The sequence below is a fragment of the Micromonospora sp. NPDC003816 genome (genome assembly GCF_042874705.1).
In the GTDB taxonomy this organism is placed as follows: domain Bacteria; phylum Actinomycetota; class Actinomycetes; order Mycobacteriales; family Micromonosporaceae; genus Micromonospora.
In genome coordinates, this window is the sequence record NZ_JBIANP010000005.1 from 204,713 (window position 1) to 229,075 (window position 24,363).

Sequence of the window (24,363 nt, forward strand, 5' to 3'; positions counted from 1 at the left end):
CCCGATACTGTTCGTCAGCTGAGCTTGAGCTCCTGCAGCGGAGAGATCTCCGTGCCCTTGATCTGGTAGGCCCAGATGACGACCCTCGACGGGTCCACGTCGCCGTTGGCGTCGAACTTGATGTACTTCGACACGCCCTGCTTGTCGTAGTTCTTCACGAACTCCAGGATCTCGGCACGGGACTTCTTGCCGTCCTTGAAGGCGTCGATGAAGATCTGCGCGGCGTCGAAGCCCTCAGCACCGTACGAACCCGGCAGCTGGCCGTACTCGGCCTGGTAGTCGGCGGTGAAGGTGCCACCGGCCTTGTCCGGCGGGAGGCACGGGCAGGTGATGATGGAGCCGTCGGCGCCACCGGACGCACCGGCCGGGAAGGCCGGGTCGTAGAGACCGTCCGGACCGATGAACTTCGCCTGCACACCGGCGGCACGCATCTGGCGGACCAGCGGCGCGGCCTCACGGGTGTAGCCACCGTAGAAGACGAAGTCGGCGTTCGCCGCCTTGATCTTGGAGATCGTCGCCTCGAACTGCGACTGCCGCTCCTGGATCTTGTCGCTCGCCGCGACCGTGGCGCCCAGGTTCTTGGTCAGCTCGGCGGTGATACCGGCACCGTAGGCGCTGGCGTCGTCGATCAGGAAGACGCGCTGCGCGTTCTCGCCCTTGAGGTAGGTCGCCACGGCGCCCGCCTGGGTGCCGTCGTTGCCGACCACCCGGTAGAAGGACTTGTTGCCCTTCTGGGTCAGGTCGGTCCGGGTCGCCGACGGGGCGACCATCACGAGACCGGCGGCCTCGTAGACCGGCATGGTGGCGTCCGACTCACCGGAGAAGTGACCACCGATGACACCGAGGAACGAGGTGTCACCCGCGACCTGGTTCGCGACCGGAGTGGCCTGCGCCGGGTCACCCTGGGTGTCGAACTCGACCATCTCGACCTTGCAGTCGGCGTTCGCCTCGTTGTGCTGCTTGATCGCAAGCTTCGCGGCGTTCAGCGACGGCAGCACCAGACCCGCGTTGTCACCGGTGAACGCACCGAAGATGGCGATCTTGCCACCGCAGTCACCGGACGCGGTGTTGTCGCCGCTACCACCGGCGTCCTGACACCCGGCGGCGGCGACCAGCACCGCGGCGAGCGCGGCAGTACCCAGCGCCCTTGAATAGCTTCGCCTCACGGCTTCCTGACCTCCTCCAGAAGCAGGTGGGCACCGGGACCCGGCGGGGCGGCGACAAGGTGTGGCCCGTCCACCGCGCGCCGGGCAGGGACGCCCCCTGCATTACGGCTCGTGCTGGCGGAGCGTACCCACACTCATTCGGCCAAGGAAGAGGTCGGAGCGGGGTCTGCGAAACCGTTACGAAGAGAGCCGTCAAGCCTGCCACTCCCGTAACAGGTCAATCCGCTGACCGGTCGTTAGCCGACATCTGTCCGCCAGTTGGAACGCCCCGGAACACCGCCGACACGCCCGGACAGACATGCCGTGGGGCGCCCACGTGAAGATCAGGTTTCCGCTCCGAAAACCACCGAGAGTAACGGGCGCCTCACTCCGAAGGCGGGTCGAGCCGCCCCACCCACACCGAGGTCTGCGTCCCGTCGTCGACCGCCAACCACCACCGCCCACCCTCCGCCGCCAGCGCCACCGCCCGCGCCGCCCCGACCGGCGCCGCCACCGGCAACTCCACCGACCGCCACCTGTCGCCCCGGTCACCGGAGAGCCAACCGCCGTACCGCTCGCCGTCGGAGACCACCGCCAGCACCTGCCCGGCGGACACCGCCACCCCACCGACCGACGGCACCCCGCCGTCCACCTGACCGAACCCGCCCGCCGCCGTCCACCCGGCCGCGTCCTGACGCCACGCGCCGAACGCCCGCCCGCGCAGCCCCACTCCCAGCGGCACCCCGTCCACCAGGACCACCCGCTGCATCTCCTCGTACTCCCGGCCGCCCGGCAGCACCGTCCGTCGCCAGGTACGCCCGTCCGAGGAGGTCCACGCCGCCGGATCCCGGTCGATCCGCCCCGGCGCCAGCAGCCCACCCACCGCCAACCAGCCGGACGGCCCGGCCACCGCGTCGAACGCCCAGGTCACGCCCTGGCCGTCACTGGCCAGCTCCGGTGCGCCCTCGACGATCGCGAACTCCGCCGCGTCCGGCGACACCCACGCCGCCGCCCCGCTGGCCCGGTTCCCGACGATCAACCACCCGTCCGGGCCGCCGGTCAGCCGGGACACGGTGACCGCCTTCGGGCCGCCGTACAACTCGAACGAGGCCGCCACCTCGACCAGCGTGCCGTCCCCACGCTGCCACCAGGTGCTCACCCGGGGATTGCCGTGCGCACCGCCGACCTTGCCGCCGACCGCGGCGACCGCGCCGTCCCGACAGCCGACCGAGAACAGCACGCTCTGCCGCCCGTAGAACGAATCCGCGATCACCGGCACCGGCGTCCACGTCGCACCGTCCAGACTGGACCAGACCGCCGGACGGGTCGCGCCCGCCGGATCCGCCACCGCCCCGGCCGCATACCAGTGACCGGAACACACCGCCAGGTCCCGCACCAGGACCCGGCCCGACTCCGACGGGTTCGGCACCTCCACCCGTTCCCAGGACAGCCGCGCCGGCTCCGGGCCGGCGTCGTCCCGCTGCGGCGTCGGACACCCCGCCAGCGTCACCGCCAGCAGGCCACACACCACCAGGAACAACCGCCGAACACGGAACACGCCCACCCGACGCGCCACGGATCGCCGCGTCAGCGTGGAACGCCGGGCACCCATGCCGCCAGATGCTAACGGCCGCCGGACCCCGCGACTGCCCCGTGACGGCGGGCGGTCAGGGAGCCGGTCGGGTGACCTCGCCACCACCGGCGGTCTCGGCGAGGATCCGCTCGGAGACCTCCTTCATGGTCATCCGGTGGTCCATCGCCGTGCGCTGGATCCACTTGAACGCCTGCGGCTCGGTCATGTTGTAGGTGGTCATCAACGCGCCCTTGGCCCGCTCGACGGTCTTGCGGACCTCCAGCCGGTCGTTGAGCCCGGCGACCTCGGCCTCCAGCGCGGCGATCTCCGAGTAACGGGAGAGGGCGATCTCCACCGCCGGCACCAGGTCGGACTTCTGGAACGGCTTGACCAGGTACGCCATCGCGCCGGCCGCCCGGGCGCGCTCGACCAGGTCACGCTGGCTGAACGCGGTCAGGATGATCACCGGGGCGATCCGGGCGCCCGCGATCCGCTCGGCGGCGGCCAGTCCGTCCATGATCGGCATCTTGATGTCGAGAATGACCAGATCGGGCTTCAGCTCCTCGGCCAGGCGTACGGCGGTCTCGCCGTCACCGGCCTCCCCGACCACCTCGTAGCCTTCCTCGGCCAACATCTCGGCCAGGTCCAGTCGGATCAGCGCCTCGTCCTCGGCGATCAGTACCCGCCTGCGCGCGGCATCCGTCTGCGTCTCGGCCACGAGCCACTCCCACCCAGTCTGTGCCCGACACCCGCGGTACCGGGTGTCGCCGCTCCTAGCGTAGTGGGTAACCTATGGGCCGACGCGACAGGCGTTGAGCGCATACGTCCCCGTATTCCAATTGGCAGAGAAACGGAGCTCAAACCTCCGACAGTGTGGGTTCGAGTCCCACCGGGGACACCAGAAGTGTCGCACGGGCGTTCGAGAATGCCCCGGTGCACCCACCCGATCTGCGCCTACGCGCGTTGCGGCTGCACCGTGACGGCGCGACCGTCGCGGAAGTCGCCCGCGCTGTCGGGGTTCCCTACCCCACCGTCCGCCACTGGTGCCGGGTCCAGCCGGAGCCGAGGCAACCGAGCACCGCGGCGCGCTGTTTCCGGTGTCGCGACGTCCAGAATCCGACAGACCTCGGCCAGTACGCGTACCTGCTCGGTCTCTATCTCGGTGACGGCCACCTGGTCACCGCCGCCCGGGTGCCGGTGCTCCGGATCGCCTGCACCGAGACCTGGCCGGGGCTGGTCGACGCGTGCGAGACCGCCATGAGAGACGTCCTCGCCTCCTCGGTGCAACGCGTCCCGTCCGCCGGCTGCGTCAGCGTGCAGAGCTACGGGACCCACTGGCCGTGCCTGTTGCCGCAGCACGGTCCGGGGCCCAAGCACCGTCGGCCGATCGTGCTGGCGGCCTGGCAACGGACGATCGTGCGGGCCCACGCCGGCAGCTTCCTGCGCGGCCTGTTCCACTCCGACGGCTGCCGGTTCGCCAACCGGGTCACGGTGCGGGGCCGGACGTACGTCTATCCGCGCTACATGTTCGTCAACGAGTCGGCCGACATCATGGGGTTGTGCCAGTGGGCGCTGGACCTGCTCGGGGTGGCCTGGCGGATGAACCGCCGCAACAGTCTCTCCGTCGCGCGCCGGGAGGCGGTCGCCGTGCTGGACCGCCACGTCGGGCCGAAGTCCTGACCGCGCCCCGACGGGTCAGGCGGCGGCGAGCGCCTGGGCCAGATCGACGCGCAGGTCCTCGGGGTCCTCCAGGCCGACCGAGAGCCGCAGCAGGCCGCCGTCGGGTTTCGCGTCTCCGTCGACCGGGCGGTGGGTCAGCGACGTGGGGTGCTGGATCAGGGTGTCGACGCCGCCGAGCGAGACCGCGTGGGTGATCAGCCGGCAGGCGCCGGCGACCGCCGCCGCGGCGGGTGCGCCGCCGCGTACCCGGAAGGCGAGCAGGCTGCCGGGGCCGGCGAGTTGGCGGCCGATGAGCCCGGCGGGGTCGTCGATTCCGGGATGGTGCACGCGCTCGACGGCGGGGTGGTCGGCGAGCCAGGCGACGATTTTCTCCGCGCCGGCCTGTTGGGCGCGGACCCGCAGCGGCAGTGTCTGCAGGCCCCGGTGCAGCAGGTACGCGCCGAGCGGGTGCAGGACCGCGCCGGTGAGCGCGCGGACCTGGCGCAGGCGGGCGGCCCACCGGGGGTCGCAGGCGACGACTCCGGCGAGGACGTCGCCGTGTCCGCCGATGCTCTTGGTGGCGCTGTGCAGGACGAGCGCGGCGCCGTGGCGGGCGGGTTGTTGGAGGACCGGGGTGGCGACGGTGTTGTCGATCAGCAGCGGCACGTCGCCGGCGGCGTCGGCGAGGGCGCGGATGTCGACGAGGTCGAGGGTGGGGTTGGCGGGGGTCTCGGCGACGACCAGGGCGGTGTCGGGGCGTACGGCGGCGGCGACCTCGTCGGGGCGGGCCCAGGTGACGTCGGTGCCGAGCAGGCCGGTGGCGAGCACGTGGTCGGTGCCGCCGTAGAGCGGGCGGACGGCGACCAGGTGTCGTTTCCCGTCGCGGGTGGCGGCGAGCAGTGCGGCGGTGAGTGCGGCCATGCCGCTGGCGAAGGCGACGGAGTCGGTGGTGCCTTCGAGTTCGGCGAGGGCGGTCTCGAAACGGGCCACGGTGGGGTTCCAGAGCCGCTGGTAGACGGCGCTGGTGCCGGGTGGCGGGGTGCCGCCGGTGGCGAGGAGTTCGTACGCGTCGCCGCCGTCGTGGACCGAGGGCAGCGGGTTGGTGGTGGAGAGGTCGATCGGGGGCACGTGGACGCCCAGCGCGGCGAGGTCGTCGCGGCCGGCGTGCACGGCTCGGGTGTCCACGGTCGTCATGGCGGCAAGGATCGAACATCTCGTGCCGAGAGGGCAACACTTCCGAAGATCACTCGCTGTTGACCCTATCTGCAGTGAGGATGTTCGGTGGAGGATGGCTTCATGCCCCTCGTTCCGAACGATGTGCGGCCGTTCGCGGCCCTGGACGACACCGATCGCGCGATCCTGACCGAGCTTGCCGCCGACGGGCGGTTGCCGAACAACGCGCTGGCCGAGCGGGTGGGGGTGGCGCCGTCGACGTGTCTGGCGCGGACCCGGGCGTTGCGGGAGTGCGGGGCGATCCGGGGTTTCCACGCCGAGGTGGACCCGGCGGCGGTGGGGTTGCCGTTGCAGGCGCTGGTGTCGGTGCGGTTGACCGAGCACGCGCGGGCGGCGGTGGACGCGTTCCGGACGCGTTCGGTCCGGTTGCCGGGGGTGGTGTCGGTGTTCCACGTGGCCGGGGCGGAGGACTACGTGTTGCACGTGCGGGCGGCGTCGGCGGAGGCGCTGCGGGACTTCGTCCTCGACTACCTGGCCGTGGATCCGGCCGTGCAGCACAGCCAGACCAGCCTGATCTTCGAGCAGGCGCGCGGGATGGGCTGATTCACGTCGGCCGCCGGTGGGGAACAAATGTGGCATCCGCCGGGTTGGGCAGCCGTGTGATCGACGTACCGTTGTCTGTCCTTGACCTGGCCCCTGTCGCGGCCGGCGGCTCCGCGACCGAGGCGTTGCGGCACACCACCGAGCTGGCCCGGCGCACCGACGAGTGGGGCTACCGCCGATTCTGGGTGGCCGAGCACCACAACATGCCGGCCATCGCGTCGTCGGCGCCGGCGGTGCTGCTCGCGCACCTGGCCGCGCACACCGAGAACATCCGTCTCGGGTCGGGCGGGGTGATGTTGCCGAACCACGCGCCGTTGGTGGTCGCGGAGCAGTTCGGCACGCTGGAGGCGCTGCATCCGGGCCGTATCGACCTGGGTATCGGTCGCGCGCCGGGCACCGACCAGGTGACCGCGTTGGCGTTGCGCCGGACGATGGAGGGGTTGTCGGCGGAGGGTTTCCCCCGGGAGTTGGCCGACCTGATGGAGTACTTCAGCGAGGACGGGTCGGGGCCGATCACGGCCACCCCGGGTCGGGGGCAGCGGCCGGCGGTGTGGTTGCTCGGGTCCAGCGGGTTCAGTGCCCGGTTGGCGGGTGCGCTGGGGTTGCCGTTCTCGTTCGCGCATCACTTCAGCGCGCAGAACACGCTGCCCGCGTTGGCGTTGTACCGGCAGAGTTTCCGCCCGTCGCAGTGGCTGGAGCGGCCGTACGCGATGGTGGCGGTGAACGCGGTCTGCGCGGAGACCGACGAGCGTGCCGAGTGGCTGTCCGGGCCGGCGGGGTTGTCGTTCCTGCGGTTGCGGTCGGGGCGGCCGGAGCCGCTCGCCACGCCGGAGGAGGCGGCGGCGTATCCGTACACGGACCTGGAGCGGGAGTTCGTGGTGCAGCGCCGGGAGGGTCAGGCGACCGGGTCGCCGGAGACGGTGCGGCGGCAGTTGGGTGAGTTGCTGGCGCGTACCGGTGCGGACGAGTTGATGCTGACCGCGATGGTGTACGACGTGGTCGACCGGGTGCGGTCGTTCGAGCTGATCGCGACCGAGGTGGCCGGGGGCTTGCGGCGCTGAGGCAGTAACCCAGGTCACAGCGGTTCGATGGGCACGAAACACGATCTTCACGACAGCGTCACCCTCGCGACGCGGAGCCCGCCTAACTTTATTACCGGTGGTGGTACGGCACTCCCCGGTCGGGACGGGTCGGGGGTGCCGCGGTGTGGGGCACCGGGCTGCGGTTGTGCGGATTCCGCGATCGCGGCCCGGTGCCTGTCCGTTTCTCTGCCTAGTACTGTCTCACCTTCGACGTCACCGCAGGTAGATGCGGGGTGCCGGCGGGGTGCTCATGCCGTCGCCGAGGAAGAAGCTCGGGTGCGGCGGCTGGTTGTAGGCGGTGTTCTGCCAGGCGACGGCGACCCGGTACTGCAGGTCGTGCATGAGGGTGGGCAGGCGGATGCCGGTCTGCGTGGGTGTGCTGTAGACGCGCAGGGCCCGGTTGTCGCTGGTCCGCCAGACGACCTCCTCCCGCCAGTCGCCGAGGATGTCGGCGGAGAGCGCGGGTGTGGACTTGGTGCCGTTGTTCGAGGCCACGTCGCTGCCGGTGAGCAGGCGGGTGTCGCCGTCGGGGCCGTACTTGTCGATGCGGGTGGCGTCGAGCAGTTCGCGTACCGGGTCGCCGTCCCACCAGATCAGGAAGTTGGTGGAGGACGGTTTGCGGCCGACGTTCTGGCCTCGGGTGTTGGTCAGGCCGCTGACGGCGGACGACCAGGACTCGGCCCCGGGGCTGCCGGCCCAGATGTCGCCGGCGACGCCCCGGCCGTTGTCGCCGGCGGCCGGGGTGGACCAGATGCGTTGTCCGGTGCGGGCGTCGGCGAGGTAGGAGCTGGGCTGGCTGCCGCTCTCGTTGACCTTGAAGACCTCCAGGCCGGGGCGGGCCGGGTCGAGGTCGCCGACGTGCATGGCGTCGCCGTGGCCGGTGCCGGTGGAGTGCAGCAGGCGGCCGTTGTCGTCGATGGTGGCGGCGCCGTAGACGATCTCCTGTCGGCCGTCGCCGTCGACGTCGGCCACGGAGAGGTTGTGGTTGCCCTGGCCGGCGGCGGCGCCGTTGCCGGAGGCGTTGGAGTCGAAGGTCCAGCGTCTGGTCAGGCTGCCGTTGCGGAAGTCCCAGGCGGCGATCACCGCGCGGGTGTAGTAGCCCCGGGCCATGATCAGCGAGGGGCGTTGTCCGTCGAGGTAGGCGGTGGCGGCGAGGAACCGGTCCACCCGGTTGCCGTAGTTGTCGCCCCAGGAGGAGACGGTGCCGCGCGGCGGGTCGTAGGCCACGGTGGAGAGGGCGGCGCCGGTGCGGCCGTCGAACATGGTCAGGTACTCGGAGCCGGCGAGCACGTACCCGCTGGAGTTGCGGTGGTCGGCGCCGGCGTTGCCGATGACCTGGCCGGTGCCGGAGCGGGTGCCGTCGGCGGTCTTCATGGCGACCTCGGCGTCGCCGTCGCCGTCGTAGTCGTACACCTGGAACTGGGTGTAGTGGGCGCCGGCCCGGATGTTGCGGCCCAGGTCGATGCGCCACAGGCGGGTGCCGGTCAGGGTGTACGCGTCGACGTAGACGTTGCCGGTGTAGCCGGACTGGGCGTTGTCCTTGGCGTTGGAGGGGTCCCACTTGACGACGAACTCGTAGCGGCCGTCGCCGTCGAGGTCGCCGACGCTGGCGTCGTTGGCGGCGTAGGTGTAGGCCTCGCCGCTGGGAGTGGTGCCGCCCGGCGGGATCTGCAACGGCACGTCCAGGTAGCCGGCGGGGAACTGGAGCGCGGGCGCCGAGGCGGCCTGTTCGACGCCGTCGACGACGGCCCGCACGGTGTACGTGCTGCCGGCGGCGGCGCCGTTGTCCAGGTAGTTGGTGGCGCCGGTGAGCGGGCTGGCGGTGATCCGGGTGCCGCCCCGGTAGAGGTGGAAAGCCACCCCGGAGGTCTCGGTGCCCAGCAGGCGCCAGGAGACCAGGTTGCCGGTGCCGGCGCGGACGCTGACCAGTCCCCGGTCGATGTTCTCCGCCTGCATCGCGCCGGCCGGCGGGGTGGTGGGCGGTGGTGTGGTCGGCGGCGGCGTGGTCGGGGTGGGTGTGACGGGCGGCAGCGTGGTGGTCGGTGGGGTCGTGCCGGTGCAGGTGGTGCCGTTGACGGCGAAGACGGTCGGTGCGGGGTTGGTGCCGGACCAGGAGCCGTTGAAGCCGAAGGCGGTGCTGGCGTTGGTGCCGAGCGTGGCGTTGTAGTCCACGTTGCGGGCGGTGACCTGGGTGCCGGACTGGCTGACGGTGGCGTTCCAGGCCTGACTGACCTGTTGACCGGCGGGCCAGGTCCAGGTGACGGTCCAGCCGGTGAGCGGATCACCGAGGTTGGTCACGGTGACGTCGGCGCCGAAGCCGCCGGACCACTGGTTGGTGACCCGGTAGTCGACGCGGCAGCCGGCGGCGGCGGCCGACGCGGTGAGGGTGGTCAGCCCTCCGGCCGCGAGGATGGTGGCGGTGGCCGTGGCCAGCAGCGCGGCCTGGCGGGTGGTGCGAGGCATGGTCGTCCCTCCGGAGGAGGTCACGCGCGGTACCCGCCTGTCCGCCGGCGTGCCCTGTCCGACGGTGACGTCCCGCGCTGGAAGGCAGAGATCCCGGCGCATCGATGTCGGTCTACGCGGCCCCGCGCAGCTGTGATGCTATGGCAAGCGCTTTCTCGGCACAATCACGCCGCATGCTTGCCAGCGCGCCCACTTCTTGATCGACTTCCGGCATGCCAGCGCACATGACACCGGACGAGTTCCGCCAGGCCGGGTACGCGGTCGTCGACTGGATCGCCGACTACTGGGCCACCCTCGACAAGCGTCCGGTCACCTCGCCGGATCCACCCGGCACCGTCGCCGCCCGATTACCGGCCCGGCCGCCGACGCACGGTGAACCCGTCGAGGCGCTCCTCGCCGACCTGGACTCGCTGGTGACACCCGGGCTCACCCACTGGCAGCATCCCGGCTTCTTCGGCTACTTCCCGGCCAACACCAGCGGACCCAGCGTGCTGGGCGACATGGTCAGCGCCGGGCTCGGCGTGCAGGGGATGCTCTGGGCCACCGGCCCGGCCTGCACCGAGATGGAGACGGTGCTGCTCGACTGGCTGGCCGACCTGATGGACCTGCCGCGCACGTTCCGTTCCAGCGGCCCCGGCGGTGGGGTCATCCAGGACTCCGCCTCCTCCGCCACGCTGGTCGCCACCCTGGTGGCGCTGCACCGGGCCGCGCGGGGACGCTGGCGACAGGTCGGCGTGGACCGACGGTACCGGGTCTACACCTCCACCGAGGGCCACTCCTCCGTGGAGAAGGCCGCCCGGATCGCCGGGCTCGGCGCCGAGGGCGTACGGCTGATCGAGGTGGACCCGGAGACCCGGGCCATGTCGGCGACGGCGCTGCGGGCCGCGATCGAGGCGGACATCGCCGCCGGGGTGGTCCCCGCCCTGGTGGTGGCGACCGTCGGCACCACCTCCACCACCGCCGTGGACCCGCTGCCGCAGATCGGGCCGGTCTGCGCCGAGCACGGCGTCTTCCTGCACGTCGACGCCGCGTACGCGGGCTCGGCGGCGGTCTGCCCCGAGCTGCGGTCCGGCCACGACGGACTGGAGTACGCCGACTCCTACTGCTTCGATCCGCACAAGTGGCTGCTGACCGGCTTCGACTGTGACGCGTTCTGGGTGGCCGACGCCGGTGAGCTGGTCGAGGCGCTGACCGTGCTGCCCGAGTACCTGCGCAACGCGGCCACCGAGTCGGGTGCGGTGATCGACTACCGGGACTGGCAGGTGCCGCTCGGTCGGCGCTTCCGCGCGCTCAAGCTCTGGTTCGTGCTGCGCTGGTACGGCGTCGAGGGGCTGCGCGCGCACATCCGCAGCGGGGTCACCCTGGCCGCCCGCTTCGCCGACCGGGTACGCGCCGACGACCGCTTCGAACTGGTCACCGGGCACCCGTACGCGCTGGTCTGTTTCCGGCTGCGGGGCGACGACGAGCCGAACGAGCGGCTGCTGGCGGCGGTGAACGCCACCGGTCGCGTCCATCTGACGCACACCCGGGTCGCCGGCCGGTACACGCTGCGGCTGGCCGTCGGTGCGCCGCAGACCACCGAGGTCCACGTGGACCAGGCGTGGGAGCTGATCTCGCAGGCTACGCGTACCGCCGCCGACTGAGTCACCGGCGTCGGGCCGACCCGGCGCGGGCAGACCCTCGGCGATCCGGTGGTAAGGAAGGGCCCCGTACTAACGCCTCGTGCATAGGAAGGGTCCCTTCCTTACGGTCGGGGCGTGCGGCCGGGGACGACGGGCGGGCTGTCAGCGGTCCGCGCCGGAGAGGGCACGGGTGCCGCCCTCAGCCTCGGCCGGCGTGGCGTCTGCCTCGGCGGGCGACGCGGCACCGTCGACCGGTGCGGTGGCCGTCGCGAGCGCCTCCTCGCGGCGGGTCCGCCGCAGCACCCGCACCGCCAGCACCAGCGCGGCCACCCAGCCGGCGGCCAGCAGCACGTAGACCACCACCGGCACGGCGCTGGGCACCTCGGCGGCGCCCAGCAGGACGCGGGCGTTGGTCAGCACGATCACGCCGCCGACGGCCGCGCCGAGCATCTGGGCCGGGATGATCCGCACCAGGTAGGCCGCGATCGGTGCGGCGATCAGACCACCGGCGAGCAGGGCGAGCACGATCGGCAGCAGGAAGCCCTCGGTGCCGAGGCCGATCAGGAAGCCGAGGCTGGCCGAGGAGGCGACGACGAACTCGGAGGTGTCCACCGAGCCGATCACCTTGCGCGGCTCCATCCGCCCGGACGCCAGCAGGGCCGGCGTGGCGACCGGGCCCCATCCGCCGCCGCCGGTGGCGTCGACGAAACCGGCGACCAGCCCGAGCGGGCCGAGGAAACGGCCGCGCAGCTGGCCTGCGGCCGGGTTGCGGCGCAGCGGCCGGGAGAACCGGACGAGCAGGTACGCGCCGAGGGTGAACAGGATGGCGGCCATCCAGGGGGCGGCCGACTCGGTGGAGAGCCAACTGAGGAAGGTGGCCCCGGCGAACGCGCCGATCGCGCCCGGCAGGGCGATGCGGCGCACCACCCGCCAGTCGACGTTGCCGAACCGCCAGTGCGCCGCCCCGGAGGCGAGCGTGGTGCCGATCTCGGCCAGGTGCACCGAGGCGGACGCCGCAGCCGGTGCGATGCCGACCACCAGCAGCAGGGTCGTGGACGTCAGTCCGTAGGCCATGCCGAGCGCACCGTCGACCAACTGTGCGGCCAGCCCGACCAGTGCGATGACGAGCAACTTGCGCACGGACGCCCCCTACTTTTCGGCATCTCCTATCAACTTGGTCGAGAATGCGGTACGCAGTGCCCTCCGGTCAACCCCCTGATCGGTCAGTGGGACGACACCCGGACACGGCGCCCGGAACGCACGCGCGATCGTGGCAGTGCACCTGCACGACACGCCGGGCCGGGACCACCCACGCTGCCACGATGAGGGGCGTCGGCTGCCCTGGTGGACGGGATCAGGTCCAGGCGCGGGGGTCGGCGACCAGTTTGGTCACCTGTTCGGGCAGGGTGCCCTGGGCCACGTCGGCCACGGTGACCAGTTCGAGGATCTGACGCTCGCTGGCGCGCAGGGCGATCCAGACGTCCTGCAGGGCGCGGGCCGCGCCGTGGTAGCCGAGTTGTTCGGGGCGCTGGCCACGGATGTGGGCCAGTGGTCCGTCGATCACCCGGATCACCTCGGCCAGGGAGATCTCCTCCGCCGGACGGGCCAACCAGTAGCCACCCTCGGGTCCCCGCTGCGCCTGCACGATGCCGCCCCGACGCATCTGCAACAGGATGCTCTCCAGGAACTTCGGAGGGATCTCCTGGGCCCGGGCGATCTGGTCGGCGGTCACCGGGCGACCGCGCCCGGACCCGGTCACCGAGGCCAGCTCGGTGACCGCGCGGAGGGCGTAGTCCACCCGAGCGGAGAGTCGCATGCCGGACAGGTTAGCGGGCCACCCGATCCACCTGGACGATCACCCCTGGGCCGATCGGTCTCACTCGCCCACCCGACGCAGCAGTCCCTCCTGCACCACGCTGGCGATGTGCCGGCCGTCGACGGTGAACAACTGGCCGGTGGCCAGCCCGCGCGCACCGGAGGCGGACGGGCTGCCGCAGTCGTAGAGGAACCATTCGTCGGCGCGGAACGGGCGGTGGAACCACAGGGCGTGGTCCAGGCTCGCACCGACCACCCCGCCCGGCCCCCACACCTCGCCGTGCACGGAGAGCACCGAGTCGAGCAGGGTCAGGTCGGAGGCGTACGTGAGGGCGCAGGCGTGCAGCAGCGGGTCGTCGGGGAGTTTGCCGTCGATGCGCATCCACACCCGTTGGTGCGGATCGGCCGGCCGGTCGCCGGGGCGTACCCAACCGGGTTCGCCGACGTAGCGTACGTCGATGGGGCGCGGGATCTGCCCCCAGATGCCGAGCCGCTCGGGATAACGGGCCAGCCGGTCGGACATCGTCGGCACGGCGTCCGGGGCGGGCACGTCCGGCGGGACCGGAGTCTGGTGGTCGAGCCCCTCCTCGTGCCGCTGGAACGAGGCGGACATGAAGAAGATCGGCTTGCCGTGTTGCAGGGCGACCGAGCGGCGGACCGAGAAGGACCGGCCGTCGCGGATGTTCTCCACCTCGTACGCGATCGGCTCGGCCGGGTCCCCGGCGCGGACGAAGTAGCCGTGCAGCGAGTGGACCACCCGGTCCGGGGCGACGGTGCGCCCGGCCGCGACCAGTGCCTGGCCGGCGACCTGGCCGCCGTAGACCCGCTGCGGGCCGACCGGGGGGCTCATCCCCCGGAACGACATGGTGCCGGTCGACTCCAGGTCGAGCACCTCAAGCAGCTGGTCGACGGCGGCCTGGCCGACGATGGTCCCCTCGCCGTCGGTCACTGCAACGCCCTCGCGGTGGCGGCGTCGACGAGCGATCCGAGCTGGTGCACCCGCAGCGTGTTGGTCGAGCCGGGGCTGCCGGGCGGGCTGCCCGCCACGACCACCACCAGGTCGCCGGGGTTGCCCCGGTTGAGGCCGAGCAGCGCCTGGTCGACCTGCCGGAACATGTCGTCGGTGTGCTGCACGAACGGCATCAGGAAGGTCTCCACGCCCCAGCAGAGGGCGAGCTGCTGCCGCACCTCGGGGACCGGGGTGAAGGCCAGCAGCGGCAGGTCGCAGTGCAGCCGGCTCAACCGGCGCACGGTGTCACCGGTCTGCGAGAACGCGACCAGCGCCTTGGCCCCGATGGCCCGGGCGATGGAGGAGGCGGCGACGGTCAGCGCCCCGCCGTGGGTACGCGGGTCGTGCTGGAGTCGCGGCACGGCGATGGACCCGGCCTCGGTGGTGGTGACGATCTTGGCCATGGTGCTGACCGTGAGCACCGGGTACTTGCCGACGCTGGTCTCGCCGGAGAGCATCACCGCGTCGGCGCCGTCGAGCACGGCGTTGGCCACGTCGGAGGCCTCGGCGCGGGTCGGGCGCGAGTTCTCGATCATCGAGTCGAGCATCTGGGTGGCGACGATGACCGGCTTGGCGTTCTCCCGGCAGAGCTGCACGGCGCGCTTCTGCACCAGCGGGACCTCGTCCAGCGGCAGTTCCACGCCGAGGTCGCCCCGGGCGACCATGACCCCGTCGAAGGCCAGCACGATCGCTTCCAGGTGGTCGACGGCCTCCGGCTTCTCGACCTTCGCGAGTACGGGCCGGTGCACGCCGACCTCACTCATGATCGCGTGGCAGAGCTTGATGTCGTCGGCGGAGCGGACGAACGAGAGCGCCACCAGGTCGACACCGAGACCGAGCGCGAACCGCAGGTCGGCCGCGTCCTTCTCGGAGAGGGCCGGCACGCTGACCGCGACGTTGGGCAGCGAGACGCCCTTGTTGTTGCTGACCGGCCCACCCTCGGTGACCAGCACCCGGATGTCGTTGCCGGTCACGTCGGTGACCTCGACGGCCACCCGGCCGTCGTCGATCAGCAGCCGGTCACCGGGCTTGACCTCCTGCGGAAGGCGGCGGTACGTGCAGGAGACGCGCTCCTTGCTGCCCAGGATCTCGTCGCCGGTGATCACGACGGAGTCGCCGGTACGCCACTCGTGCGGCCCGTCGGCGAACCGGCCCAGCCGGATCTTCGGTCCCTGCAGGTCGGCCAGGATCGCCACCGGCTGACCGGTCGCCTCGGCCGCCTCCCGGACGAGTCGATAGACGGACTCGTGATCGGCGTGGCTGCCGTGGCTGAAGTTGAGCCTCGCCACATTCATGCCGGCCTCGACGAGCCCACGGATGCGCTCGGGCGACGAGGTGGCGGGGCCAAGAGTGCAGACGATCTTCGCGCGGCGTGTCACGCCCATCAGGCTAGTCTCTCCTCCAGGTCGGACCACGGGCCGACCCCTTGCGCATTGCGGAACGATTGTCCAACGCTGCGCGCCGTAACGCGCGCAGCCGGCGGGCGAAAGCCGCACCGGACGTCAACGGCGGGCAACAGCGACCGCGCGCCGGAATGGTACGCCCCTGACACCAATGGGCGGCGAGGCGCTCCACTCCGGTGACCGAGAGTGCTCACGACATCACGGCACGAAGATCGACCAGCGGATCCCGTCCCCGCCTCAGCTCTCCGTCTTGGCCAGCGGAAACTCCAACGAGCCCGCCGGGCAGAGGAAGGTCATCACGTCCACCCGGTAGAGCTCGGCCTGCACGGCCGGGTCGGCCTCCATCACACTGCGTACGTCGTCCACGGAGCCGGTGCGCGCCAGCCCGAAGCCGAGCGGCGGATCCGGCTCCCGGGCGTCGTTGCCGTCCACCGCGCCGGCCACCAGGATGATCCCCCGGCGCTGCAACGCCGCCATGTGCTCGGCGTGCTCGGCCTGGAGGCGCTGGATGGTCTCCGCCGGCAACGCCCGCCCGGCGGCACCGGGATACAGCACGATGCACTCGAACGTGTCGAGCGCGAAGTCGACCCGCGGCTCTCCTGCCATCACGTTCCTTTCCGCAGCTCACCCGCGCCCTGCGGCGGCACGCACGGCGGTGTCCTGAGCGTCTCACGCCACCGGTGACCGGCACCGGCCGCTCAACGGATTCGCCCCCGGTCGACTCGGATCCGACCCCGGTCGGCCTCGGAGCCGGCCCGGCCGCCCGGTTGGTCGTCAGCCGTCGGCGGGGCCACGATCGGGTACCCGCCCGCGCCGGTGTAACCGCCGCACCAGGGGAAAGGTGTACTCCAGGGTGACCGACGCGGTCACCGACGAACGACACGATGGGAACGGCGAATGGCGAGCGACACCGACCCGCGACCCGCGAAGTCCTCCGGCACCTACCGCATCGGCGGCGAGCTGACCGTCGACCGGCTCGGCTACGGGGCCATGCAGATCACCGGACCGGGCGTCTGGGGTGACCCGAAGGACCCGGCCGAGGCGGTCCGGGTGCTGCGCCGGGCGTACGACCTGGGCGTCACCTTCATCGACACCGCCGACTCGTACGGCCCGTTCGTCTCCGAGCTGTTGATCAGGGAGGCACTGCACCCGTACGCCGACGATCTGGTCATCGCGACCAAGGCCGGTCTGACCCGCGGCGGCCCGGGCGTGTGGCGCCCGGTGGGCCGGCCGGAGTATCTGCGCCAGCAGTGCGAGCTGAGCCTGCGCCACCTGGGCCTGGAGAGCATCGCGCTCTACCAGTTGCACCGCATCGACGCGAAGGTGCCACTGGAGGACCAGCTCGGCGAGCTGGTGCTGCTGCGCCAGGAAGGCAAGATCCAGCACATCGGGCTCTCCGAGGTGACCGTCGCGCAGGTCGAGGCGGCCCGCCGGATCGCGCCGATCGTCTCGGTGCAGAACCTCTACAACGTGGCCGACCGCAGCGCCGAGGAGGTGCTGACCTACTGCGAGACGAACGACATCGCGTTCATCCCGTGGTTCCCGATCGCCACCGGCGAGCTGGCCCGCCCCGGCGGACCGCTGGACGCCATCTCCACCGAGCACGGCGCGACGCCCGCCCAGCTCGCGCTCGCCTGGCTGCTGCGCCGCTCGCCGGTGATGCTGCCGATCCCCGGCACCTCGTCGGTGGCCCACCTGGAGGAGAACGTCGCCGCCGCCACCATAGAGCTGACCGACGCCGAGTACGAGTCCCTCGCCACCGCCACCTGACCCACCCCCGCGCCACGACCCACCGCACCACGACCCACCGCACCACGGCCTCCGCGCGCCGGCCCACCGCACGCCGGCCCACCGCGCCGATCATGGAGTTGCGGCAGGGACAAAGGGTGGCAATCACCACTACTCCTGCACCACAACTCCATGATCGGCGGGGCGGAAGGGACGGGCGGGGCGGGTGGGAGGGCGGGGGTCAGAGGGCCAGGCAGGCGGGGTTGACGGGTTGGTCGCGGAGGGCTTGGCGGATCACGGAGTACGTGGTGCCGTCGGTCACCAGGCCGAGGTGCCCGACGACGCGGAGTGGACACCGGGACTGGATCAACACGTTCGTCGCCCCGTCGGCCAGCGTGGCGTTGTCGACCGGGCGCACCAGTTCGTCCTGCCGGGTACGCACGGTGGTCCAACGGACGTCACCGGGGGTGTCGTCACCGGCGTTCAGCGCGGTGAGGAACGGCGAGCCGATCGTCATCTGCTGGCAGGCGACGACTCCCGCACAACTGCCCAGGCCGAGGAAGGCCACGATGTTGGCGACGTACGTGCCGTACTGCGGGGTGCCCAGGCTGACGTAGCGTCCGACGGCGTCCCCGCCGCCCAGGTTCTTGATGTAGTAGCGGCTGACCAGGCCGCCTTCGGAGTGGGCGACCAGGTCGACCTTTGCCGCGCCGGTGCTGGCGCGGACCTGGCCGACGAAACTGCGCAGGCTTCCGGCGGACGTGGTGATGTCGCCGAGCCCGAGGTTCGGCAGCGGATAGATCCAGACGCGGTACCCGTCGGCGCGCAGCCGCGCGGCGAGCGGTTCGTAGACGGCGGCGAAGCCGCTGAGCCCGCCGACGACGATGACCGGGTTGGCCCCGGCAAGGGCCCGCAGGCCGTCGGCGGATCCCGCCGCGCCGCCGTGATCGGGGGCGGCACCCACCGGGCCAGAGCCGGCCAGGCCAGAACCGACCGGGTCAGAACCGACCGGGTCAGAACCGACCGGACCGGTATCGGCCAGGACCGAGCGATCGGTGGCGGCGTCTGCCGTTGACGTGTCGGGGACGGGCTCGGCGGTGGCGGCGGCCGGGGAGGCCAGGACGGTGGCGAGGGCCAGGGCCAGGACGGGGACAGCCTTTCGGAGCAGCATCGCTGCACCTCCCAAGGGGGATCCCGGGGTTGCCGGGTGGAGGCGGTGGGGGTGTCCGATCGACCGTGCCTCGATGATGCGGGCCACAATCCGGGAACGTCAATGAAAAGTTACGCGCGGGTAGCGATCTCTTCGTCGCCATCCCACGAACACCGCGGAGAGCGGAGCGCACCGCCGGACGGCGGACGCCGCACGCACCGACCGGGTGCGTGCGGCGTCCAGGGTGGTACGGGCGTCAGCCGGCCGGGGCCTTCTCCGGCTCGGGCTCGGGTCGGGCCGGACCGTTCTTGACGTACGTCGGGTGCAGTTGCACCGGCTGGTTCTCCTGTCGGCGTCGCTGACGCGACCGGACCCGCAGGTTGAGGAACTCCACGAAGATCGAGAAGGCGATCGGGCCGTACACGTAGCCCTTCGGGATGTGCTGGTCGAGGCCCTCGGCGATCAGGCTCGCACCGATGATCAGCAGGAACGACAGGGCGAGCATCTTGACCGTCGGGTGCTGGTTGACGAAGCTGCTCACCGCATTGACCGAGACCAACATGATGATCATGGCGATCACCACGGCGGCCACCATGATGGCGAGTTCGTCGACCATGCCGACCGCGGTGATCACCGAGTCGAGCGAGAAGACCACGTCCAGCACCAGGATCTGCGCGATGACCACACTGAACGAGGCGGCCTTCTTGCCCGACTTGGCGTGGTCGGATCCCTCCAGGTGCTCGTGGATCTCGTACGTCGCCTTGCCGACCAGGAACAACCCGCCGAGCAGCAGGATCAGGTCCCGCCCGGAGATCTCCTGACCGAGCACGGTGAACAGCGGAGCGGTCAGGCCGATGATCCAGGACAACGAGGCCAACAGGATCAGACGGGTGATCAGGGCGAGCGAGATACCGATCATCCGGGCGCGGGCCTGCTGGTGCTCGGGTAACCGGCCGGACAGGATCGAGATGAACACGACGTTGTCGATGCCCAGCACGATCTCCAGCAGGAGCAGGGTCGCGAACGCGATCCACAGCTCGGGACTGGTCAGGAATTCCATTCCATCCTCGACTTCCAGACCGCCGCCGGGTCGGCACCCGGAGCCATCGGCGGATCTGCGTACGCATGGCGTACCGCGCCGGAGGTTCCGCCGCAACCCCAGGCGGTCGGCACCCGCGCAGGGTGCGGCGCGATGGCATGCTGTGAGCCGTGCGCGGCACCTCGCCCTCCGATGAAGAGCGTCTCCGGGTCATGCCGTGGTGGCTGATCCTGATCGGGCTGCTGGTGGCCGCCCTGCTCGGCTGGTGGGTGCTGGACTGGCTGCTCGGCGAGGCCGACCGGGCCGCCGCACCGGACACCCGGGCCGGCCTGCGTATCGACGCGATCCGCACCGGCCTGACGGTGGTTGCCGGCACCGGCGGCGGGCTCGCCCTGCTGCTCGCCGCCCGCCGACAGTGGATCAACGAGCGGGCGCAGCGACACCAGGAGACCGTCGCCGCACGGGACCAGGAACACCGCGACCGGGTGCAGGCGCACGTCGAGGCGGTCGCCGAGGCCGGGCAGCGGCACCAGGAACGGCAGGCCGAGGCCGCCGCGTACGACGCCGCCGAGCGCCGACTCACCGAGCTGTACACCCGGGCCGTCGAACTGCTCGGCAACGACAACGCCGCGGTACGCCTCGGCGGACTGCACGCCCTGGAACGCCTCGGTCAGGACAACCCGGCACAGCGCACGACCATCGTGGCGGTGCTCTGCGCGTACCTGCGGATGCCGCCGGACGACGACGCGCGCGAGTCGGAGGTACGGCGTACCGCGCAGCGGGTGGTGACCGCGCACCTGCGCGCGGACGGCGACGCGTTCTGGCCCGGTATGCGGCTGGACCTGACCGGCGCCCGCCTGCACGACCTCGACGCCTCCGGGTGCACCCTCGACGACGCGGACCTGACCGGCGCGACCTGCACCGGCGTCACCCGGTTCGGCGGTGCCCGCCTCGGTGGCCGGCTGGTGCTGGCGGCCACCTTCGACGAGCTGGTGCTGGACGCGGTCACCGGCGACGCGGAGGTCGTCCTGGACGGTGCGCGGATCACCGGCGGGCTGCACGCCGACGGCGCCGAGTTCGGCGGGCGGGTCTCCGCCCGGCGCGCCGTGCTCGGCGAGACCTCCTGGCGCGGCGCCACGTTCCGCCGCTCGGTGACCTTCGACCACACCACGTTCGGCGGCGGTGCCGACTTCGGCCGGGCGTCGTTCCTCGGCGGACTCTCCATGGAGCACACCGTCTTCGGCGGCCACGCCGACTTCCGCGACACCCTCTTCGCCGACCTGGCCCTGTTCCGCTGGACCGAGTTCGCCACCGACGCCTGGTTCACCGGTGCCCGCTTCCCCGGCACGGCGAACTTCGGTCGCGCCCGCTTCGGTGGCCCGGTCAGCTTCGAGTCCGCCACGCTGGCCCACCGCCCCCGGGTCGACCGGGCCCGCGCGACGGCGTCCGCCGCCCACGTCTGGCCCGACGGCACCACCGTCGCGCCCCTGGACGACGACTGGCTCCTGCTCACCGACCCGTGAACGCGCGCAGTCCGACCTCGACTCCCCCGCCCCGGATCCCCTGCCTCACGGCGAGGTGAGCGGTTCGGCCCGGTAGGCCCGGTGCAGCAGGGACACGAAGGACGGCGCCTCGGGCAACGGCACCGCGTCGATCCGGTGCGCCGGCACACCCGGCGTCCAGGAGTTCATCACCACGCACCCCGCCATCGTCGGCAGGTCGGCGACCGTGACCTCCCGCACGCGCTGCGGGACGCCGAGGCGGTCCACCTGGCGGCGGACGATGCCCATCGTGGTCCCGCCGAGCATCTCCGCGTCGGGCCACACCACCGACGTGCCGTCCCAGAAGGCCAGGTTCCAGATCGTCCCCTCACTCAACCGTCCCCGCCGGTCGACGAACGCGGCGTCGTCGGCACCTCGCCCCACGGCCTGACGGAGAAGATGCGTCTTGGCCACCTCGCCGACGTGCTTCACCTCCGGGAGCACCCGTTCGTACTCGACCGTCGCCAGCGTCAGCGGCCCCGGCGGCCCGGATGCCGCCGGCCCGGTCCGGACCAGCACCGCCAGTTCGTCGTCCGGACCGGGCAGGGTGAACTCGCCCGCCGACGAGTACACGGTGGCCAGCAACGAGACATCGTCCGGGCTCTGCGCCAGAGCCGCCCGCAGGTGGGCACGGACCCGCTCGTCGGGCACCACCCGACCGAACATCCGGGTCGAGGCGGACCGCAGCCGCTCCAGGTGCAGGTCGAGGCCCCGCACCTGTCCCCCGCGTACCTGCATGGCGGTAAAGTGCGCGTGGCCCGCGAAGGCCAGCGGCGCCAGGTCCTCAGCGGTCGCCGTCCGGCCGTCGCGCTGCACAACGAAGTACGTCATATCGGCACCGTACGATCTGACATCGGTGTCAGTTTCCAGTGCGGATGAGGCAGATCACATCGGGATGAAGATCGGCGAACTGTCACGCCTCACCGGCGTCAGCCCCCGGCTCCTGCGCTACTACGAGGAGCAGGGACTGCTCACCTCGGACCGGATCGGTGCAGGCCACCGCCGTTACGCCGACGACGCCCCGGTCGTGGTCGGCCACGTCCGGGCGCTGCTCGCCGCCGGGCTGACCACCAGCGTCATCCGCGAGGTGCTGCCCTGCGTGCAGGGACCCGGCCCGGAACTCGAACACTGTGCCGCGCCGACCCTGGCCGACCAGCTCCGCAGCCTCGACGCCCGGATCTACACCCTCCAGAACGCCCGGACCGCGCTCGCCCACCTCCTCGCCACCACCGCCGAACGACCCGCGTGACCACGTTCGGCGGCGGGTAGCTCTGTAGCCGGCCCAGCGACAACAGGCCTACCCACCGCGGGGCGGGAGGCGGGCAGGCAGGTGGGAGGCGTCCGGGTCGCTCGTCGGGTGGCGGCGGGCGTCGGCGGGTCAGGTGCGGTCGCCGAGCCGGGCCACGAACGCACGCCAGGCAGTCGGCGCGAAGACCAGCGCCGGACCGGCCGGGTCCTTCGAGTCGCGTACGCCGACGACGCCGGGGAGGTTGTCGGCGACCTCCACGCAGGCACCGCCGTTGGTGGACGAGCGGGACGAGGTACGCCAGCGTGCGCCGCTCAGATGGTCCATGTCTTGGCCGCCTCCTTGAGAACGTCGAGCGTCTGCCCCAACGGGAGGGCTTTGCCGCGAACCGCGTCCCAGGCCAATCCGAGGCTGGCGAGGAGGGCGGGCTCCCCCGCGATCTGCGCCGCCACCTGATTGTCCACATAGCCCGCCCGTGACCCGTCGGGCAGGTCGGCCAGAATGAACGCCCCGGCCAAACCCGAATAGATGCCAGCCGACAACGGCACCACGTGCAACTGGATATGCGGCTGCTCAGCGCAGGTCAGCAGATGCTCGACCTGCTCGGCCATCACGTCGGGGCCGCCGCAGGGACGCCGGAGCACCATCTCGTTCAACACCACGAACAGTTGCGGAGCCGGGTCACCGGCGAGGACCGCCTGCCGTTCCAGCCGCGCGGCGACCCGCTGGTCCAGCTCGGCGGTCGGGGTGCGCGCCGCCCGGAAGGTCGTGCGGGCATACGCCTCGGTCTGCAGGAGCCCCGGGACGAAGGAGTGCTCGTACCACCGCAGCGCGGTCACTTCCCGTTCGATCTGGATCAGCTCGCGCAGCCAGACCGGCGCGGCCTCACCGTTCACCAACTCGTTCCAGAGCGTCGCGAAGTACCCGCCGGTGTCCAGCGCCTTGTCGACGGCGGTCAGGTAGGGCAGCGTCGGCGGCTTGGTGCCCGTCTCGATCGCGCTGACCTGGGTGTCCGAGCAGAAGACCCGCTCACCGAGTTGCGCCTGGGTCAACCCGGCCGCCCCGCGACGTCGCCGTAACTCGCGAAGCAGGTACTCCGACGGCGAGATTCCCACAGCTTCCTCACCCTTCCCCGGCGCGATACGCCGTTCCGCGTTGGCGCGAACCTGGTCGCCACATTCCGTGATCGAGCGATGACTGTTCCGAGCCTAGGGGGCTGCCGTCCAGGGTGGAAGGAGCACGGCGTACCCGGTGGAGGCCGACCCCCTGCGACCCGGCGGGTGCGTACGTGACGGGGGTCGCCGCCGGGCGAGCACTCGCGGCGACCCCCGTTCAGGACCACCCACGCGAGGAGACGTCCGTGCCGAAAACTGCGAATCGAGTGCCGACGTCCCGCTGGTCGCACCGCCCCGCCACCGCGCCGACCGCCACCACATCGCCCGGTCTCGCGCCGACCAACACCGTCCGGGCCACTACCCCGCCGCCCCCTACCATCCAGAGCCCCACCGTCCGAACAAGCACCTCATCGGAAGGCAGGTCGGCGAGGGCGGTCCGTGAGGACGGGACGCCCCGCGTCGCGCCCGGTGTCTACCGGCTGACCCGCGACGCGTCGCCCCAGTTCCACACGCCGATCACGGTGCGGGTGATCCGTGAGCGCACCGACCGGAACAGCTTCGACGGTTGGACGTGGATCGAGGTGTACGTACTCGACGCCCGGGGCGACGCCACCGACCGCCGCGAGTTGTTCGTCCGCCCCGGCGGGATGCGTCCCGCACCGCCACCGGCGGCCCCGCGCCGTACCCCGGTCCGGCGCAACGCACCGAGGGCCGCCAGGTGAGCACGCCCGCCCGCGAGCACGTACCCTCCCGCCCGACGTGGCGCTGCCGGGCCTGCGGCGTCGCCTGGCCGTGCTCGACGGCGAAGGTGCGCCTGCTCGCCGAGTACCGGGACAACATCCCGGGGCTGATGGTCTATCTGGTCACGCTGCGGGAAGAGGCCATCGCGCAGCTCGCCGCCGCCAAGCCCGCCACTCGCCTGCCGGACCTGCACCGACGATTCACCGACTGGGTGCGCCCGCAACTGTCCCGGGGGAATTGAGTAGTGGCTGCCGTC

Annotated in this window: 24 protein-coding genes and 1 tRNA gene; 10 read left to right on the forward strand and 15 right to left on the reverse strand. The window is 71.7% G+C overall.

Annotated features, from left to right (window positions below):
- Nucleotides 1-14: 14 nt before the first annotated feature.
- The 3 genes from ACFYTT_RS18880 to ACFYTT_RS18890 form a co-directional block, all read right to left on the reverse strand.
- Nucleotides 15-1,166, reverse strand: coding sequence for a branched-chain amino acid ABC transporter substrate-binding protein (locus ACFYTT_RS18880; RefSeq protein WP_131053255.1), 1,152 nt, complete (start codon nt 1,164-1,166; stop codon nt 15-17).
- Between the two features lie 364 nt (nt 1,167-1,530).
- On the reverse strand, nt 1,531-2,757 hold the full coding sequence (locus tag ACFYTT_RS18885; protein ID WP_387260702.1) for a hypothetical protein: 1,227 nt from the start codon (nt 2,755-2,757) through the stop codon (nt 1,531-1,533).
- A 55-nt stretch (nt 2,758-2,812) separates the two neighbouring features.
- Entirely contained in the window at nt 2,813-3,436 is a 624-nt protein-coding gene (locus ACFYTT_RS18890; RefSeq protein ID WP_131053253.1) for an ANTAR domain-containing response regulator, read from the reverse strand.
- Between the two features lie 106 nt (nt 3,437-3,542).
- Between ACFYTT_RS18890 and ACFYTT_RS18895 the strand changes: the two genes are divergently transcribed.
- Nucleotides 3,543-3,619 (forward strand) — tRNA-Leu (locus ACFYTT_RS18895).
- 32 nt (nt 3,620-3,651) lie between these two features.
- Complete coding sequence (locus tag ACFYTT_RS18900) at nt 3,652-4,398, forward strand: helix-turn-helix domain-containing protein (protein WP_176094840.1); 747 nt, start codon at nt 3,652-3,654, stop codon at nt 4,396-4,398.
- Between the two features lie 15 nt (nt 4,399-4,413).
- On the opposite strand, the gene ACFYTT_RS18905 is transcribed toward ACFYTT_RS18900, so the two are convergent.
- A complete protein-coding gene (locus ACFYTT_RS18905; protein WP_387260705.1) occupies nt 4,414-5,571 on the reverse strand; it encodes a trans-sulfuration enzyme family protein in 1,158 nt (385 codons plus the stop codon).
- Between the two features lie 102 nt (nt 5,572-5,673).
- Between ACFYTT_RS18905 and ACFYTT_RS18910 the strand changes: the two genes are divergently transcribed.
- Nucleotides 5,674-6,153, forward strand: coding sequence for an Lrp/AsnC family transcriptional regulator (locus ACFYTT_RS18910; protein ID WP_131053250.1), 480 nt, complete (start codon nt 5,674-5,676; stop codon nt 6,151-6,153).
- Between the two features lie 56 nt (nt 6,154-6,209).
- Nucleotides 6,210-7,214: an LLM class flavin-dependent oxidoreductase gene (locus ACFYTT_RS18915; RefSeq protein ID WP_176095941.1), complete on the forward strand. Its 1,005-nt coding sequence runs from the start codon at nt 6,210-6,212 to the stop codon at nt 7,212-7,214.
- A 234-nt stretch (nt 7,215-7,448) separates the two neighbouring features.
- On the opposite strand, the gene ACFYTT_RS18920 is transcribed toward ACFYTT_RS18915, so the two are convergent.
- Nucleotides 7,449-9,698: a cellulose binding domain-containing protein gene (locus tag ACFYTT_RS18920; RefSeq protein WP_387260710.1), complete on the reverse strand. Its 2,250-nt coding sequence runs from the start codon at nt 9,696-9,698 to the stop codon at nt 7,449-7,451.
- Nucleotides 9,699-9,910: 212 nt separating this feature from the next.
- Here ACFYTT_RS18920 and ACFYTT_RS18925 point away from each other — a divergent pair, with 212 nt between their 5' ends.
- On the forward strand, nt 9,911-11,341 hold the full coding sequence (locus tag ACFYTT_RS18925; protein ID WP_387260713.1) for a pyridoxal-dependent decarboxylase: 1,431 nt from the start codon (nt 9,911-9,913) through the stop codon (nt 11,339-11,341).
- Between the two features lie 141 nt (nt 11,342-11,482).
- Here ACFYTT_RS18925 and ACFYTT_RS18930 read toward each other — a convergent pair whose 3' ends face one another.
- The 5 genes from ACFYTT_RS18930 to ACFYTT_RS18950 form a co-directional block, all read right to left on the reverse strand.
- Nucleotides 11,483-12,460: a sulfite exporter TauE/SafE family protein gene (locus ACFYTT_RS18930; RefSeq protein WP_387260716.1), complete on the reverse strand. Its 978-nt coding sequence runs from the start codon at nt 12,458-12,460 to the stop codon at nt 11,483-11,485.
- 214 nt (nt 12,461-12,674) lie between these two features.
- A complete protein-coding gene (locus tag ACFYTT_RS18935; RefSeq protein ID WP_131053955.1) occupies nt 12,675-13,136 on the reverse strand; it encodes an Rrf2 family transcriptional regulator in 462 nt (153 codons plus the stop codon).
- 60 nt (nt 13,137-13,196) lie between these two features.
- Nucleotides 13,197-14,084, reverse strand: a complete 888-nt coding sequence (locus tag ACFYTT_RS18940) for an acyl-CoA thioesterase II (RefSeq protein ID WP_176094844.1) — start codon at nt 14,082-14,084, stop codon at nt 13,197-13,199.
- The gene (gene pyk / locus ACFYTT_RS18945; RefSeq protein WP_131053954.1) at nt 14,081-15,529 is read right to left on the reverse strand and encodes a pyruvate kinase; all 1,449 of its coding nucleotides are present in this window, start codon (nt 15,527-15,529) and stop codon (nt 14,081-14,083) included. Before pyk ends, ACFYTT_RS18940 begins: the two co-directional genes overlap by 4 nt.
- Nucleotides 15,530-15,784: 255 nt before the next feature.
- Nucleotides 15,785-16,153 (reverse strand): YciI family protein, encoded by a 369-nt coding sequence (locus ACFYTT_RS18950; protein ID WP_117227117.1) that lies wholly within the window; start codon nt 16,151-16,153, stop codon nt 15,785-15,787.
- A gap of 291 nt (nt 16,154-16,444) precedes the next feature.
- Here ACFYTT_RS18950 and ACFYTT_RS18955 point away from each other — a divergent pair, with 291 nt between their 5' ends.
- On the forward strand, nt 16,445-17,317 hold the full coding sequence (locus ACFYTT_RS18955; protein WP_387260722.1) for an aldo/keto reductase: 873 nt from the start codon (nt 16,445-16,447) through the stop codon (nt 17,315-17,317).
- 199 nt (nt 17,318-17,516) lie between these two features.
- Here ACFYTT_RS18955 and ACFYTT_RS18960 read toward each other — a convergent pair whose 3' ends face one another.
- Together ACFYTT_RS18960 and ACFYTT_RS18965 are read right to left on the reverse strand one after the other, a co-directional pair.
- Entirely contained in the window at nt 17,517-18,446 is a 930-nt protein-coding gene (locus tag ACFYTT_RS18960; RefSeq protein ID WP_387260725.1) for an esterase/lipase family protein, read from the reverse strand.
- 235 nt (nt 18,447-18,681) lie between these two features.
- A complete protein-coding gene (locus tag ACFYTT_RS18965; protein WP_131053951.1) occupies nt 18,682-19,485 on the reverse strand; it encodes a TerC family protein in 804 nt (267 codons plus the stop codon).
- Nucleotides 19,486-19,676: 191 nt separating this feature from the next.
- Between ACFYTT_RS18965 and ACFYTT_RS18970 the strand changes: the two genes are divergently transcribed.
- Complete coding sequence (locus ACFYTT_RS18970) at nt 19,677-20,987, forward strand: pentapeptide repeat-containing protein (protein WP_387260728.1); 1,311 nt, start codon at nt 19,677-19,679, stop codon at nt 20,985-20,987.
- A gap of 45 nt (nt 20,988-21,032) precedes the next feature.
- Here ACFYTT_RS18970 and ACFYTT_RS18975 read toward each other — a convergent pair whose 3' ends face one another.
- On the reverse strand, nt 21,033-21,836 hold the full coding sequence (locus ACFYTT_RS18975; protein ID WP_387260731.1) for an aminotransferase class IV family protein: 804 nt from the start codon (nt 21,834-21,836) through the stop codon (nt 21,033-21,035).
- A gap of 64 nt (nt 21,837-21,900) precedes the next feature.
- Between ACFYTT_RS18975 and ACFYTT_RS18980 the strand changes: the two genes are divergently transcribed.
- On the forward strand, nt 21,901-22,254 hold the full coding sequence (locus tag ACFYTT_RS18980) for a MerR family transcriptional regulator (protein WP_387260734.1): 354 nt from the start codon (nt 21,901-21,903) through the stop codon (nt 22,252-22,254).
- Nucleotides 22,255-22,383: 129 nt separating this feature from the next.
- Here ACFYTT_RS18980 and ACFYTT_RS18985 read toward each other — a convergent pair whose 3' ends face one another.
- Nucleotides 22,384-22,578, reverse strand: a complete 195-nt coding sequence (locus ACFYTT_RS18985; RefSeq protein ID WP_387260736.1) for a DUF397 domain-containing protein — start codon at nt 22,576-22,578, stop codon at nt 22,384-22,386.
- A complete protein-coding gene (locus tag ACFYTT_RS18990; RefSeq protein WP_387260738.1) occupies nt 22,566-23,366 on the reverse strand; it encodes a helix-turn-helix transcriptional regulator in 801 nt (266 codons plus the stop codon). The genes ACFYTT_RS18985 and ACFYTT_RS18990 overlap by 13 nt, the downstream gene beginning before the upstream one ends.
- Nucleotides 23,367-23,893: 527 nt before the next feature.
- On the opposite strand from ACFYTT_RS18990, the gene ACFYTT_RS18995 reads away from it, so the two are divergent.
- Nucleotides 23,894-24,088, forward strand: coding sequence for a hypothetical protein (locus tag ACFYTT_RS18995; RefSeq protein ID WP_387260741.1), 195 nt, complete (start codon nt 23,894-23,896; stop codon nt 24,086-24,088).
- Nucleotides 24,085-24,348 carry a flavin reductase gene (locus ACFYTT_RS19000; RefSeq protein WP_387260744.1) on the forward strand — a complete coding sequence of 88 codons (264 nt, stop codon included), beginning with the start codon at nt 24,085-24,087 and terminating at the stop codon, nt 24,346-24,348. Before ACFYTT_RS18995 ends, ACFYTT_RS19000 begins: the two co-directional genes overlap by 4 nt.
- Nucleotides 24,349-24,363 lie beyond the last annotated feature (15 nt).

Coding starts and splice junctions, on each gene's coding strand:
- ACFYTT_RS18985 (WP_387260736.1), bottom strand. CDS start 22,578: ATGGACCATCTGAGCGGCGCACGCTGGCGTACCTCGTCCCGCTCGTCC.
- ACFYTT_RS18970 (WP_387260728.1), top strand. CDS start 19,677: ATGCCGTGGTGGCTGATCCTGATCGGGCTGCTGGTGGCCGCCCTGCTC.
- pyk (WP_131053954.1), bottom strand. CDS start 15,529: ATGGGCGTGACACGCCGCGCGAAGATCGTCTGCACTCTTGGCCCCGCC.
- ACFYTT_RS18935 (WP_131053955.1), bottom strand. CDS start 13,136: ATGCGACTCTCCGCTCGGGTGGACTACGCCCTCCGCGCGGTCACCGAG.
- ACFYTT_RS18910 (WP_131053250.1), top strand. CDS start 5,674: ATGCCCCTCGTTCCGAACGATGTGCGGCCGTTCGCGGCCCTGGACGAC.
- ACFYTT_RS18960 (WP_387260725.1), bottom strand. CDS start 18,446: ATGCTGCTCCGAAAGGCTGTCCCCGTCCTGGCCCTGGCCCTCGCCACC.
- ACFYTT_RS18965 (WP_131053951.1), bottom strand. CDS start 19,485: ATGGAATTCCTGACCAGTCCCGAGCTGTGGATCGCGTTCGCGACCCTG.
- ACFYTT_RS18980 (WP_387260734.1), top strand. CDS start 21,901: ATGAAGATCGGCGAACTGTCACGCCTCACCGGCGTCAGCCCCCGGCTC.
- ACFYTT_RS18975 (WP_387260731.1), bottom strand. CDS start 21,836: ATGACGTACTTCGTTGTGCAGCGCGACGGCCGGACGGCGACCGCTGAG.
- ACFYTT_RS18920 (WP_387260710.1), bottom strand. CDS start 9,698: ATGCCTCGCACCACCCGCCAGGCCGCGCTGCTGGCCACGGCCACCGCC.
- ACFYTT_RS18955 (WP_387260722.1), top strand. CDS start 16,445: ATGGCGAGCGACACCGACCCGCGACCCGCGAAGTCCTCCGGCACCTAC.
- ACFYTT_RS18925 (WP_387260713.1), top strand. CDS start 9,911: ATGCCAGCGCACATGACACCGGACGAGTTCCGCCAGGCCGGGTACGCG.
- ACFYTT_RS18905 (WP_387260705.1), bottom strand. CDS start 5,571: ATGACGACCGTGGACACCCGAGCCGTGCACGCCGGCCGCGACGACCTC.
- ACFYTT_RS18950 (WP_117227117.1), bottom strand. CDS start 16,153: ATGGCAGGAGAGCCGCGGGTCGACTTCGCGCTCGACACGTTCGAGTGC.
- ACFYTT_RS18885 (WP_387260702.1), bottom strand. CDS start 2,757: ATGGGTGCCCGGCGTTCCACGCTGACGCGGCGATCCGTGGCGCGTCGG.